Annotated in this window: 13 protein-coding genes and 1 tRNA gene; 10 read left to right on the plus strand and 4 right to left on the minus strand. The window is 69.9% G+C overall.

Annotation, left to right across the window (positions count from 1 at the left end):
- Positions 1-65: 65 nt before the first annotated feature.
- Together upp and betT are read right to left on the minus strand one after the other, a co-directional pair.
- Entirely contained in the window at positions 66-704 is a 639-nt protein-coding gene (gene upp, locus CWT12_RS00645) for a uracil phosphoribosyltransferase (RefSeq protein WP_147681642.1), read from the minus strand.
- An 83-nt stretch (positions 705-787) separates the two neighbouring features.
- Positions 788-2,917, minus strand: coding sequence for a choline BCCT transporter BetT (betT, locus tag CWT12_RS00650; protein WP_272927758.1), 2,130 nt, complete (start codon positions 2,915-2,917; stop codon positions 788-790).
- Positions 2,918-3,298: 381 nt separating this feature from the next.
- Here betT and CWT12_RS00655 point away from each other — a divergent pair, with 381 nt between their 5' ends.
- The 3 genes from CWT12_RS00655 to CWT12_RS00665 all read left to right on the plus strand — a co-directional run bounded on the left by CWT12_RS00655 (position 3,299) and on the right by CWT12_RS00665 (position 4,560).
- On the plus strand, positions 3,299-3,736 hold the full coding sequence (locus tag CWT12_RS00655) for a nucleoside deaminase (protein ID WP_161925215.1): 438 nt from the start codon (positions 3,299-3,301) through the stop codon (positions 3,734-3,736).
- A 103-nt stretch (positions 3,737-3,839) separates the two neighbouring features.
- Positions 3,840-3,928, plus strand: a tRNA-Ser gene (locus CWT12_RS00660).
- A gap of 212 nt (positions 3,929-4,140) precedes the next feature.
- Positions 4,141-4,560: a nuclear transport factor 2 family protein gene (locus CWT12_RS00665; RefSeq protein WP_161923291.1), complete on the plus strand. Its 420-nt coding sequence runs from the start codon at positions 4,141-4,143 to the stop codon at positions 4,558-4,560.
- A gap of 156 nt (positions 4,561-4,716) precedes the next feature.
- Here CWT12_RS00665 and CWT12_RS13600 read toward each other — a convergent pair whose 3' ends face one another.
- Positions 4,717-6,207 (minus strand): ATP-dependent helicase C-terminal domain-containing protein, encoded by a 1,491-nt coding sequence (locus CWT12_RS13600; RefSeq protein WP_237564226.1) that lies wholly within the window; start codon positions 6,205-6,207, stop codon positions 4,717-4,719.
- 44 nt (positions 6,208-6,251) lie between these two features.
- On the minus strand, positions 6,252-7,604 hold the full coding sequence (locus tag CWT12_RS13605; RefSeq protein WP_237564227.1) for a helicase-related protein: 1,353 nt from the start codon (positions 7,602-7,604) through the stop codon (positions 6,252-6,254).
- Positions 7,605-8,057: 453 nt separating this feature from the next.
- Here CWT12_RS13605 and CWT12_RS00675 point away from each other — a divergent pair, with 453 nt between their 5' ends.
- From CWT12_RS00675 to CWT12_RS00705, 7 genes are all read left to right on the plus strand, one after another.
- On the plus strand, positions 8,058-8,480 hold the full coding sequence (locus tag CWT12_RS00675) for a hypothetical protein (RefSeq protein WP_161923292.1): 423 nt from the start codon (positions 8,058-8,060) through the stop codon (positions 8,478-8,480).
- A gap of 140 nt (positions 8,481-8,620) precedes the next feature.
- A complete protein-coding gene (locus CWT12_RS00680) occupies positions 8,621-8,809 on the plus strand; it encodes a helix-turn-helix transcriptional regulator (RefSeq protein ID WP_161923293.1) in 189 nt (62 codons plus the stop codon).
- Positions 8,802-9,353 (plus strand): hypothetical protein, encoded by a 552-nt coding sequence (locus tag CWT12_RS00685; protein ID WP_161923294.1) that lies wholly within the window; start codon positions 8,802-8,804, stop codon positions 9,351-9,353. Before CWT12_RS00680 ends, CWT12_RS00685 begins: the two co-directional genes overlap by 8 nt.
- Before the next feature lie 287 nt (positions 9,354-9,640).
- A complete protein-coding gene (locus CWT12_RS00690) occupies positions 9,641-10,237 on the plus strand; it encodes a transposase (protein ID WP_161923295.1) in 597 nt (198 codons plus the stop codon).
- Between the two features lie 805 nt (positions 10,238-11,042).
- Positions 11,043-11,867: a phosphorylase family protein gene (locus CWT12_RS00695; RefSeq protein ID WP_161923296.1), complete on the plus strand. Its 825-nt coding sequence runs from the start codon at positions 11,043-11,045 to the stop codon at positions 11,865-11,867.
- A 75-nt stretch (positions 11,868-11,942) separates the two neighbouring features.
- Positions 11,943-12,674 carry a glutamine amidotransferase gene (locus CWT12_RS00700; protein WP_161923297.1) on the plus strand — a complete coding sequence of 244 codons (732 nt, stop codon included), beginning with the start codon at positions 11,943-11,945 and terminating at the stop codon, positions 12,672-12,674.
- A gap of 169 nt (positions 12,675-12,843) precedes the next feature.
- The gene (locus CWT12_RS00705) at positions 12,844-13,530 is read left to right on the plus strand and encodes an NAD(P)H-binding protein (RefSeq protein ID WP_161923298.1); all 687 of its coding nucleotides are present in this window, start codon (positions 12,844-12,846) and stop codon (positions 13,528-13,530) included.
- Positions 13,531-13,568 lie beyond the last annotated feature (38 nt).

The raw sequence follows: 13,568 nt of genomic DNA on the forward strand, positions 1-13,568 counted from the left end.
AGCGGGCGGGCACGGGTAGAGGTGCCCACCGGCCCGACGGTGCCGTGCCTTTAAGGGTGCCGCCTTCAGTCCACGATGCCGTACAGGCGGTCGCCGGCGTCGCCCAGGCCGGGCACGATGTAGGCGTGCTCGTTGAGGCGGTCGTCACGGGCAGCGGTGACCACGGTTACATCGGCCCGGTCGCCGATGGCCGCCTCCAGGGTGGCGATGCCCTCCGGCGCGGCGATCAGGCAGATGGCGGTGACATTACGGGCGCCGCGCTCCAGCAGGTAGTTGATGGCGGCCACGAGGGTGTGGCCGGTGGCGAGCATGGGGTCGACGACGAAGCACTGCCGCCCGGACAGGTCGTCCGGCAGGCGGTTGGCGTAGGTCTCCACCTCCAGGGTGTCCTCATTGCGCTTCATACCCAGGAAGCCGACCTCGGCGGTGGGCAGCAGCCGGGTCATGCCCTCGAGCATGCCCAGCCCGGCGCGCAGGATCGGCACGACGATTGGTCGCGGCTCGGCCAGGTGCCGACCGGTCGTTTCCGCCACGGGCGTCTTGATGCGGATCTCCTCCGTGCGCACGTCGCGGGTGGCCTCGTAGGCGAGGAGAGTGACCAGCTCGTCAACGAGTTGGCGGAAGACGGCCGAGGGGGTCTTCTCATCGCGCAGGACAGAGAGCTTGTGGTCAATGAGCGGGTGATCGGCAACGTGCAGGCGCATGGGTCAAGCCTAGATGAATCGTCCCCCGGGGGAGGGGCGGTCGGCCGGGTCGGCGCGACGGCGCCTCCTGGAGGTGAGTCGGCTCAGACGGTCTCGGCGGCGCCCAGGTACTCCAGCCAGCGCTCGTAGTGGTCCAGGACGTCGTGGGCGACCTGCTCGCGCGACCAGTCCATCACGTCGTAGCCCTGACCGCCGCCGCGGGGGCGCACCTCCAGGCGGACGGTGAGGTCGTCGGCCTCGTGGACTACCACGCCGAAGGCCGGCACCGGCGCCTGCACCATGCGCACGGCGTAACGGAAGTGGGAGCCGGTGAGGCGCTCGCCCTGCGTCTCGGTCGCCTGCACCAGCGTGGGCGGGGGCGTGACCACGAGGGTGGCCGAACCGAGGAAGTTGCGTACGTCGTCGGGGTCCTGCGCCTCGGGGCCTGCGACGACGACCTCGGCCACCAAGTCCTCCTTGCGCAACTCGTCGGCGACCGCCTCCAGGGCTGGGACTACGCGGTTGGACATGGCGCGCTGGGCGCGGGCGGGGGAAACAATGTCGAAGGTGTGCGACAGCCGGTCGCGCCAGGGGATCCGGTTCATGCCGGCGGCGGTGCCCGTGGCCCCCAGCAGGCGGTTGCGGTTGGCGATGCCGCGGGCCTGCTCGCGGGTGGCCTCGGTGCGCATTGCCCGCCATAGCCCCGCCATGACGGCGATGATCACGAAGGAGAACGGCAGGGCCATCACGATCGTTGCCTGCTGGAGGATGGGGATGCCTCCGGCCACGAGCATGGCGATCGTGAGCACGCCGGTCAGGGCCGCCCAGAAGATGCGCAGCCAGGCGGGTGCGTCCTGCGGGTCACCGTGGTAGGTCGGCAGCGCGCGGCTGGACAGGTTGGCCATGACCAGGGCTCCGGAGTCGGCGCTGGTGACGTAGAACAGGATGCCGATGAACAGGGCCAGGGCGATCAGGAACTTCCCTCCGGGCAGGTAGCCGAGCAGCGTGTACAGCCCCTGCTCCGGCTGCTCCACCGTCAGCTCGGCGAACTCGAGGTTGCCCGAGCGGATCAGGTCCAGGGCGCTGTTGCCGAAGATCGACACCCACATGGTGACGTAGGAGAAGGGCAGCACCAGGGAGCCGACCACGAACTCGCGCACGGTACGGCCGCGCGAGATGCGCGCCAGGAACATGCCGACGAAGGCGGCCCAGGTGATCCACCAGGCCCAGAAGAACAGTGTCCAGCTGTTGAGCCACTCGGTGGGACGGTCATAGGCGTAGGTCTCCAGGGTCAGGCCTGGGAACTGGGTGACGAAGTCGCCGATATTGCCCACCAGGGCATCAATCAGGAAGGAGGTGTTCCCGGTCAGCAGCACCCATAGGGCCAGCCCGACGGCGAGCAGCACGTTGATGTTGGATAGCACGCGTACGCCCCGGTCGACGCCGGAAACGGCGGAAACGGTGGCCATGAGGACGCTCAGGGCGATCAGGCCGATCTGGGTGGCGGTCCCCTGCGGCAGGCCGAACAGGATGGTGAGGGCGACATTCAACTGGACGACGCCCACACCGAGCGAGGCGGAGATGCCAACGGCCCCGCCTACCAGGGCGGCGGCGTCGACGACGTCGCCGAGCCGACCGTCCACGCGTTCGCCGAGCAGCGGGCGCAGGGTGGAGCGAACCGCCAGCGGCTGGTGGCGGCGGTAGGCGAAGTAGCCAAGTGCCATGCCGAGGATCGAGTACAGGCCCCAGCCGCTGATGCCGTAGTGGAGCAGGGTCAACACGATGCCGTTGCGCGCCGCCTCCACGGTCTGGGCGTCACCGGTCGGCGGGCTCATGTACTGGGCCACCGGCTCGGCGACCGCATAGAACATGATTCCCGTACCCACGCCCGCGGCGAAGAGCATGGCGGCCCAGGAGAAGGTGGAGAAGTCCGGGGTGGAGTTGTCCGGGCCCAGGCGGATCTTCCCGAACTTCGACAGCGCCAGGACGATCACGAACAACAGCGCTGCCGTCACCAGCAGGATGTAGAAGGAGCCGAACCAGCGTCCGGCCCAGGAAACGGCAGCATTGAAGGCAGCTGAGACCGTCTCCGGGGCGATGATCGCGGCGCCGGCGATGGTGGCGATGATGGCTGCTGAGACGGCGAAGACCACCGTGTTGAGTCTGCGCTGCTCAGGGGCTGCGGATGCTAGTGGTGTTGGCTGATTGCTAGTCGTGCTAGGGGAATCAGACACGTGGCACTCCTTGATGCAGGGTATGCGTCACCATTGTGCTGTTGATGCACTGCTGGTGTGATCGGCGTGCACATGGCCTTCAACGCGTGACCATGAGGACGTTTACAAGATTGTGAATCTTTCAGGGTTTGTGCGCGTCCGCAAGTGAGGGCCCTGGGGCGGCTGCGTTGGGTGGACTTGACAGCCGCATGAGGTCAGCGATAAATGGGCGTCGGCGAGATTCTTCCCACATTTCCCTTCCGCGCCTCGCAAACTGCCCGATGATGCGGCCCCGTTGAGGCGCCGGATTGGGCTCTGACCCGATCGTGGGGCGGAAGTGGACTGTGGCAGGGTGGGGGCGTGACTCTTCCAGGTATCACCCAGCGGCGCTACCACGGCGCCATGCGTCGGGCGCTGGCGCTGGCGCGCGCGGCGGGCGAGTCCGGGGAGGTGCCCGTGGGTGCGGTGGTGCTGGCACCCGGTGGCGCAGTGCTCGCCGGGGCGGCCAATGCTCGTGAGGCGCAGAACGACCCGACGGCGCATGCCGAGATCCTTGCCCTGCGGGCGGCGGGGGCGGTGCTGGGCAGTTCTCACCTGGATGGCTGCACCCTGGTGGTCACGCTGGAGCCGTGCACCATGTGTGCAGGTGCTGCTCAGTTGGCCCGCTTGGAGCGGGTGGTGTTCGGCGCGTGGGAGCCGAAGACTGGTGCATGCGGCAGCATGCGGGATGTGCTGCGTGATTCGCGTGCCAATCACCAGGTGGAGGTGGTGGCCGGGCTGTGCGCGCAGGAGTCCGAGACGTTGCTGCAGGAGTTCTTTGCCTCACGGCGCCCCGGGTAGTGCAGCGGACGGTTCCGGTACTGGTCGGCCGGGGTGCCGTGAGCGACTTCGCAGGCCGCGTGGGTGCGCTTGGGGCGTGCGGGCATGTAGGCTCTCTTTCGAAGGTAGCGTGTCCGAGCGGCCGAAGGTGCAGATCTCGAAAGTCTGTGTGGTTCATAGCCACCCTGGGTTCGAATCCCAGCGCTACCGCCAAACCGATCCCCGGAATCCAGGCGAAAAGTCGGAGTCCGGGGATCTTTTCATGTAGCGCTTCCCCGCCGTGGGGACCCAGTGGGTACAGCGGAACGGGTACAGCGGAACAAGCATCGCCCCGGTGCTATGCGCCCGCCGACCGTTGTCGGCACAGCTTCGGGTTCCTGCCAGGGCCTGGTTCGGTGCCGCCGCGCAGCCATAAAGTCAGCGCCATGACTGCGACGAATCCGCCCGTGCACCCGGCCGACTCCGAAGACGCGTCGATCGAGCTTTACCGCCGGCTGTGCGACGCCATGGTTGCGGCGGACACGGCCGCCATCGACGCCCTGCTCACCGAGGACTGCGTGCTGACCCATATGACCGGCTACCCCCAGCCCAAGGTCGAGTGGCTGTCCGACATTCGCGAAGGCACTCTGGCCTACCACGCCTCGCAGTTCGTCTCCGCAGAGACCGGAACCTCCGACGGATTCCCCGTGGTCCGCGGCCGCTCCCGCACCGAGGCTACGGTTTGGGGCGTACACGGCACCTGGAACCTGCAGATCCTCGGATACGTGGTCCCGGATTCCGCTGCCGGCACCGCGCGCAACCCGACCGGGTGGCGCTTCCGCCGCCTGGACGCGAGCCGGTTCTAGACGGTGTCATGAAATGCACCGCTTTACGCCCAGCCGTTGCCGTATCTGCCGAGTCACTCGCGGGATCATGCGATTAGGCGTACCTGAAGAGGGTAGGCACTTGGAAAAGTGGTGCATCTGGTGACAAGGGCGAGCTCCTAAGGCGAAGGGACACCGCTAGCTAGGGCGTCTGCCGGTGCCGCGGGTGGCCGGCGCCGTCCACGGGTCCTCCGGCCAGGCATGCTTGGGGTAGCGCCCGCGCATCTCAGCGCGCACCTGCGGGTAACCATTCCGCCAGAACGAGCGCAGGTCATCGGTGATTGCCACCGGTCGCCGCGCCGGGGACAGCAAGTGGATCACCACGCCCACGCGCCCGTCCACGATCCGCGGTGTATCAGCCCAGCCGAAGCACTCCTGCACCCGCACCGCCAGCACCGGACGTTTCAACGCCTCGCCTCGCTCGTCCACATAGTCCACGCGCACCTGCGAGCCCGACGGCACCTGGAGCCGCTCCGGCACCAGCTCGTCCAGTCGCGCTGCCGCCGGCCAGGGCAGCAGGGCGCGCAGGCACTCCGTCATATCCAGTCGGCTCAGGTCGAAGCGCCCGCAGGACTTGTCCGCCAGCGCCTGCACGCCCGGAACCAGCCACTCGCGCGCCCGCGCCAGGAGTGCCGCGTCCCCCACCTCCGGCCAGGGTTCGCCCAGCTCCCGGTGCAGGAGCGCCAGCCGCGCCCGCAGCTTGGCGCCGCCGCGCCAGGGCAGCACGCCAAGTCCCTCGTCGCGGCACCGCTTGATGACGGCGTCCGCCACCTGCGCCGGTGTCGGTGCCCCGACGGAAACGGCGGTCAGCGAGATCGCACCCAGACGGCGCACCCGTTCCACCCGCAGCCGGTCCCCGTCCCAGCGGGTGTGCGCGTCCTCGGTCAGCCAGGCATCGGCCACCTCCAGCGCGAGCGTCTCATCAATCGGTGCAGCCGCGCGGATCGTCGCGTCTGCAGTTCCCGGGGTGCGGTCTACGTCGGCGACCGACAGCCACAGGGCGGAGGCCAGCGCAGAGCCAGGCGGTAGTCGCAGCCCGGTCCCGCCGACGCTGGCGTAGCTGGCCGGACGCCCCGCGGCGGGCACGGGCCCGCGCCGGCGGGCAATCCACTCCGGGTGCGCCAGCGCCGCAACCAGCCCGACGGCGTCAGCCGTCCCCGGGCCAATCAGTCCACTCATGCCGGTGGCAGCGTCGTTGGCCGGCTTCGTACCGGCCCCGCTGCGCTCTGCGCCAGGCTGGGCGGTGGCGGCTGCAAGCGCGGCGGTGGATTTCCCGGCCGAGTGCGTACGCGCAACCTGCTCCAGGCGTCGCGCCTCCTCCCTCCAGGCTCGCTCCTGCGGGCCACGGCGGACGCTGCGCGCCAGCGCGGTCAGGTCGGCTTGGGGTGCGCGCAGGTCGGCGGTCAGCAGCGCTGTAGCCTCGGCGGCGCGCCGCAGGCCGATCGCGCCGGTGGCCGCCAAAAGCGCCCGCGCCAACCGCACGTCCGCCGGGATGGCGGCCACGGCGCGGCCCAGCGCGGTCACGGCGTCGGCGTCAAGCAGGCCCAGGCGGCGCAGCGTGGCGGTGGCCGCCGCCAGTGCGGGGGCGGGCGGCGGGTCGATCCAGGCGAGCCCCTCCCCTCCGGGCACGCCCCAGGCGGCCAGCTCCAGGGCGGTACGGGTCAGGTCCGCGGTCAGGATCTCGGGGTCGGCGCGGCGGCGGCTCGCGCCCAGTCCACCTGTGTGCAGCAGCGGTAGACGGCGCCAGGCCCGGTGCGCGCTGCCCGCCCGGCCCGCTGGATCCCGGCCGCTCGGGACTCGCCAACGGTAACCAGGCCGGACATGCCGCGTGCCACGTCCAGGCGCGGCTCACGGGCGAGGGTGGCGTCCACGACGATGCGTACGCCCGGAACCGTCAGGGAGGACTCGGCCACGTTGGTGGATACGATCACCCGCCGTGCCCCGGCCACCGGCGCCAGCGCGGCGTCCTGGGCAGGGGCGGGCAGGCGCCCGTGCAGCGGCAGCACCCGAACGGTAGGTGCGTTACGACCGGCTGCGCTTACGGGCTGTGCCTCGTCGCCCCGGACGGCCTCGCGCAGCCGGGCGACGACGTCGTCGACCTCGCGGGCGCCGGGCAGGAAGACCAGCACATCCCCCTCCCGCTCCGCCAGCGCGCGCAGCACTGTGGCGGCCACGTGCGCGAGGAACTCTCGCGGCACCCCGCGCGGACCGAGGCGGGAGGTGCCCGACGGCGGCGGCGCCCAGAACTCCTCAAGCGGGTGCAGCACGCCGGGCACCTCAACCACCGGTGCCGGAGTGGCGGCGCCGCCTAGCAGTACGGGCAGGCGCGTCAGGTCGGCAGTGGCGGACATGGCGACCACCGTCAGGTCCTCGCGCAGGGCGGCGCGCGCATCCAGCAGCAGCGCCAGCAGCAGGTCCGACTCCAGGGAGCGCTCGTGCACCTCGTCCAGGATCACCGCGGACACGCCGGCCAGCTCCGGGTCGCCCTGCAGGCGGCGCAGCAGCAGTCCGGCGGTGACCACCTCAATGCGGGTGCGGGCCGAGGTGCGGCGCTCGCCGCGCACCGCGTAGCCGACCGTCTCACCGACATCCTCGCCCAGCAGGGAGGCCAGGCGGCGGGCGGCGGCCCGTGCGGCCACGCGTCGAGGTTGGGTGACGATGACGCGGTCGGGGCGATGCGCGTCGACCTGCCCGTCGGCGCCTACGACAGGGTGGGCGAGGGCGTCTGCTACCAGGGGCGGGACGAGCGTGGTCTTGCCGGTGCCGGGCGGAGCGGTGACCACGACGGCAGATGCGGGTTTGCTGGTGGTGGACGTGGATGTGGCGACGTCGGACGTGGATGTGGGGAGGGCGGTCCGCGGCGATAGCGGGGTGGTGGGTGTCGGCTGGTTCATGGCGGCGCCTGCTGCGGCGTCGTGGTCCGAGCCAGGCGTGAGCAGTGCGCGCAGTCGGGGTAGGGCGGCGACGACGGGCAGATCCGGCGGGTCGGCCAGGAGTCGGGCGACGGGGTCCGCGGTCTGCTTCACCCGCCCATCATGCCCGCATCCACGGCGCGCGCACCTACCGCGAGCGCATGACGCGGCTGTATGACGTGCGTTCACTGGGCGGCCGCCCCCATGTGGCGTGTGACGGCCGGAATCAGAGAGCGGCGCTCGCCGTCTACTACGCCGGTTGGGCGTTAACAACGCTACTTAACGGCCTGCTGTATACCTCCCAGCCCTTCAGCAGGCCGTTAACAGGCGTTGTTAACCCCGAAGTGGCGTTGCAGACGATGAGGTGGCGTATTAGGCGGCCCAGCTTCCGGGTGCGGGGATGCCAACAACCGACTCCGGCACGGCAGGTAAGCAAACTTGACACGGCTTCGGATGTAAAGCATGCTAGTCATGTCAAGGGTGCTGGACATTCAGTGCGCGGCCGTGCGGCCGTGACATCTGGTCCTCCTGCCTGAAACCTGAAAGTCGATCCGAAAGGACTCCTGCATGAACTGGTTCGCCTCGCAAACGATGAGGACCCGCCTGACTGTGATTGCCGCTGCGGTGTTGCTGGTAGGCGCCGTGATCGCCACGGTCCTGCCCGATCAGCGACGCTTCGTGCTCGAACTCGGACTCGGACTGACCATCGGCGGTGCGTTGGCGGGTGTGCTGTATGGGCTCACCCGACATTCAGTCCGACGCCGCCGCGAGACTGGGGCGGCGCCGGCGAGCTCGGCGGAGATGGCCGGCCTGTGGGCGCTCCTTTTGCAGCTCGGCCTGGGTGCCTCCCTCGCTGCCCAGCTGGTTGGCTCTACGAATGGAAGTCTCGTGCTCAGCGGCGCAGGCATCGCCGTTCTGCTTGTTAGCGTCGCCGGCAATGCGGTGGTCATCGCCGCCCGGAGACAGGTGAATGGGAAAGGGGAGGCGTGAGCCGTTCTCCCTGCGCTAGGGGTCAGCCGCCTGCGGCATCAGTCTGCGGTTCCGGATCGTGGCAGGCCCTGCCTCGCGCGCCAGGGCCTGCCGCCGGAGCCTTCGCTACTATCGTGCTGAAGCTACAGAGGAGTTCGACGATGGAGAACGACGTGCGCGCCCTGCGCGAGGCCAGGGGTCTCACCCAGGCCCAGCTGGGGGAAGTCGTCGGCGTGTCCCGCCAGTCCATCAACTCCATTGAGAAGGGCCGCTACGACCCGTCCCTGCCGCTGGCCATTGCCATCGCCCGTTACTTCGGCAAAGCAGTCGAGGAGATCTTCCATGCCTGACCTGCCCGACGGCTCCGGTACGCCCGCCGCCGACGCTCCCGGCAACCGTCATGCGCCGGAGCATGCGTCTGAACGTGGCAACTCGCGCATCCCCGCGGCGAGCAACCCGCAGGCGGCGGCGAAGGCGGCTCGGCGGCGCAAGACAAGGACTTTCACCGCAGTCCTCTCTATTGTCATGCTCATAGTCCTTACGGTCGCCTGGGTGTATGACCCCGCGCGCCGCGAGGCGGACTCCCTGAGTGGTTACGTCAGCGGTGTCGCGATGGGCATCTTCGCCCTCTGGCTGATCGGCAGGTGGGTGCGTCGGCGCGGTGGCAGCTCCTACTCGCGCGCGCTGGACGGCACCCAGGACGAGCGCGATGAGCAGATCTGGAAGTCCGCCTGGGCGATGACCGGGAAAGTGGCCTGGTACGTGGTCCTGGGGGCGGTGATCGTCGCGCTGCTCGGTGCGGAGATCGACCTGGGCACTGCCGCCGTCGGCGGCATGTGGATCAACATCGTGATTCTGTACGGCTCGCGCTTCTACTACGAGCGCACTATGTGAGCGGGTCCGCGCTGCGCGCACGTAGCGTGCCGCCGCGGCCATGCGGCCATGCGGCCATGCGGCCATGCAGCCATGCAGCCATGCAGCCATACGGCTGCGCTTGTGCGACGCGCCGAGCCGGTGCTGCCCGTACCCGGGTCTTCATCCGGGAGTAATCGGCGCTGATGTGTGTGTGGGATCGGGGTTTTTCGTTGAAATAGTGGGGGATGATCGGGGTTGATTGGGGATGGGGCATGATTCAGCATGCCCGCGTTAACAGGCCGCGTTGTGTGGTATGCGGCTGCGGGATGATTCGTAACGGTTCCACCACCGCCCGGCACCCGCGCTGGAGGTGCAAGGACTGTGGGGCCTGGACCAGCCGAAGCCGCCGCGATCAGGCACCCGCTCAGGACGGCACCACGCCCAGGCAGGTAGAAGACCTCACCACGTTCGTGGCGTGGGGGACCGGCACTCGCTCCCAGGCCGACGCCGCCGGCGGTAGCGACAGGGCGTTTGGCCGCCGGACGGCCTGGTGCTGGGACGTCCCCGTCCCCAAGCCGCCGGCTACCGGCCAGGTGCACTCCCAGGTCTTCATCGACGGGATGTGGCTGGCCCACAAATGGGTGCTCCTGGTAGCCCGCAGTCCCACACACGTGATCGGCTGGCAGTGGGCCGCGTCCGAGAGCGCTGCGGCCTACCAGGCGCTGCTAGCCGACCTGGCCCCGCCCGACCTGGCAACCACCGACGGGGCCGGCGGCGCCCTAAAGGCCATCGCCGCCACCTGGCCGGGCACCCCCATCCAGCGGTGCCTGATCCACGTACACCGCGACACGGTCCGAGACCTGACACTGCGCCCCAAGACCACCCCGGCAAGGCCCTACTACGCCACTCCCGCAAGCTGCTGAGCATCTCCACCACCGAGCAGGCCACCGGGTGGCTGGTAGCCCTGAGCGACCACACCACCCTGTACCGGTGCTGACTGAACCAGCGCACCACCGCCGAGCAGGGCCCCGAAACCGCCGCCCGCACCGGCCCCAGGCGGTGGTACAACACCCATCCCCAGAGGAAGGCCTCGGGACCCGCGAAGGCTGGGCCGGACGAACCAGCTAGAACACCGCGACACGCACCAACCGCACACACACTCGCGCCGACAACCCCGCAACTGCCACCACGCCACTAGATCCACCCCGGGACGGCGCCGGGACAAAGCCGGGACGAAGCACGGCACACGCATCCGGCGCCCGGACCGCTTACCCGCCCCGTGTCTTGCACGACCTCGGGCCGCGTTCCACGACCTTGGTGTACGTTGCACGACCACCCCGGGGTCGTGGAGGACGCACCAAGGTCGTGCAGTATCACCCAGGGTCGTGCAGTGTCGTGCAGTGTCATGCAAAGCCGCCCAGTCCCCGACGCCGGAGGCCACCACTAGCGCCAGTACGCACCCCGCAGGATGGGGCACCACACCCACCCCCGAAGAAGGCCTCAGGACCCGCAAAGGCCGGGCCGGACCAACCAGCTAGAACACACGACACGCCGGTCTAAAGCACCACGTTTGCGCCGATAACCCTCATCCGGGGGTCGGATCCCGCGCGTAGCCGTGGGGGCTGCGGGGGCCGGTGGGGTATTCATCCCGCGGACGGAGTCGAGCCCCGGGCCGGGCGGGTAGGCTCCTCAGGAAGACGAATGCACGACGCACAAGAGGGAGCACCCGTGGCCACACAGCCCGCAGCCGGAGTCTGGGACGAAGACCCCGACGGCGCCTCGATCGTCCTGGCCACTGGCCGGCAGCGTCACGACCTCATGGTCGTAGCCGAGCCCTGGCTGCTGGCCGAGCTGGACGAGGCCTGGGGACGTCCGGTCTCCCGTGTGCGCCTGTCCTTCCTGCCGGGCGTGTCGGCACCGGCAGGCCCCGGCCAGGAGGACGCCCTGTGCTCCTACGACCGTGATGGCCGCGGCGTGCTTGTGGCGCGCGGCCGCACCAGTCTCTTCGAGGGCAAGCCCGCCCGCCGCACCACGGCCCTGGCGCGCATCGCCCCCGGCGCAGGTGTGCGCGCGGCCCTGCTGGTCACCCGGGCGGTGGGACTGGGCGGCTGCGCCCCAGGGGACCTCCTTACGATCGGCGATCACCTGAGCCTGGCCGGCGTTCCACTGTTTCCCGCGACTGTCCCGCAGGAGGCCGCCTGGGATCAGGCTCTGGCCACTGAGCTCGCCGGCCTCGACGGCGTGCGCGACCCCGCCGTGGTTGCGCTTACCCCCGGCCCGGTGCGCCCAAGTCCAACGGAGGCTCGCGTGTTGGCGGCCCTGGGTGCGGACGCCGTCGTCACCGATACGGTCGCCGAGGCCATGGCCCTGGCCGCCCGCGGTGTGCGCGTGGCCGGGCTGGCGTATGTGGACGCGGTGGCCGACGGCGTCGGCGCTGATCGCTCCGCGGCGGGCCGCCGTGCCGCCGCCGCGCCGCCCCCGGCCGAGTTCCAGCAGGCGCCCGCGCCGGACGTGGTCCTGGCTGCGGCGGAGAAACTGCTCGCCGCCCTGTAGGGGGCGCCCCGCGGCAGTGGTGATACGTGAGACAAAGGGGTGAACAGAGCCTGGTGAGGAAATAGTCTCTGCCCTGTGAAACCCTTCCTCATGCTGGCCGCCCGCGCCGACGATGAGCCCGCCGACGCCGAATACGAGGCCTTCCTGCTGCGCACCGGACTCGACGAGTCCTCCCTGATCCGCCACCGCCTCGAGGCCGAACCCATGCCGGAGATCGACCTGGCTGACTGGTCCGGCATTATCGTCGGCGGCTCCCCCTTCAACGTCTCCACCCCGCAGGAGCGCAAGAGCCCGGTGCAGCTGCGCGTCGAGGCCGAGTTGGACGACCTGGTCACCCGCGTACTAGACGTAGACTTCCCCTTCCTGGGAGCCTGCTACGGGCTAGGCCTGCTTACCCGCCACGAGGGTGGCGTCGTGGACGGCACCTACAAGGAGGAGGTCTCCTACCCGCAGGTGGAACTGACCGAGGCCGGGCGCGAGGACCCGCTGCTTCAGGGGGTTCCGGCGGCCTTCCGTGCCTTCGTGGCCCACACCGATGCCGTCACCGTTCCGCCCGCCGATGGAGTCGTACTGGCCGGCTCGGCGTCCTGCCCCGTGCAGCTGCTGCGGATGCGCACCAACCTGTACGCCACCCAGTTCCACCCCGAGCTGGACGGCAACTACCTGGCTCACCGCCTGTCCTTCTACGCCGGCCACGGCTACTTCGACGACGACCACCTGTCCGAGGTTCAGGAGGACGTGCGCCGCCAGGACGTCTCCGACTCGTGGAAGGTGCTGTCCAACTTCGTGGCGCGCTATTCCCGCTGAGGGCACCGTTCGGCCGGGGCGTAACCGGCGCCGACGGGCGCGTACCGGCATGGACACGACTGTGGCACGGTGCCAGGATGAGTGAAGCCCGTGGACGGAGGTTCACGGAGCACCAATGTGCGAGGAGGGGCGCGTAGGTCGCGTCCCGCGCACGGAAGAAGGTTGAATCATGTCCCGCATCGTCATCGTCGGCGGCCATGGCAAGGTCGCCCTGCTGCTCGCCCCGCTCCTGGTTCAGCGCGGCGACGACGTCATCTCCCTCATCCGCGATCCCGCGCACGCGGACGACGTGTCCGCCACCGGCGCCACCCCGCTGGTCGTTTCTGTGGAGGACGCCAGCCAGCAGGAGCTTGCGGCGGCCTTCGCAGGGGCCGACGCCGTGGTCTGGTCCGCCGGCGCCGGCGGCAAGGGCGGCCCGCAGCGCACCGAGGCGTTGGACCGTGAGGCAGCTATCCGTTCCATGGAGGCCGCCCGGGACGCTTCGGTGTCTCGCTACGTGATGGTCTCCTTCGCGGGTTCCCACGGGCAGGAGCCGGTGCCGGTGGATCACCCGTTGCGCACCTACGCCATGGCGAAACTGGCAGCGGACCGCCACCTGGTCTCCTCCGACCTGGACTGGACCATCCTCGGCCCCGGCCTGCTCACGCTTGACGAGCCGACCGGACGCATCGACGTCGGCCGCTTTGACGGCGGGGAGCAGGCGCCGACCTCCCGGGCCAACGTGGCCGCCGTAGCCGCTGCGGTGCTCGCCGACTCCGCGAGCATCGGGAAGGTGATTCCCTTCCGCGACGGCGAAACGCCCATTGCCGAGGCGATCGCCGACGTCCCGGCCGAGTACGCCGACTTGGACAGCTGAGCCGGACTGAGAACGGCGGGCCGACTCCGCGCCGACCT

Source organism: Actinomyces sp. 432 (assembly GCF_009930875.1).
In the GTDB taxonomy this organism is placed as follows: Bacteria; Actinomycetota; Actinomycetes; order Actinomycetales; family Actinomycetaceae; genus Actinomyces.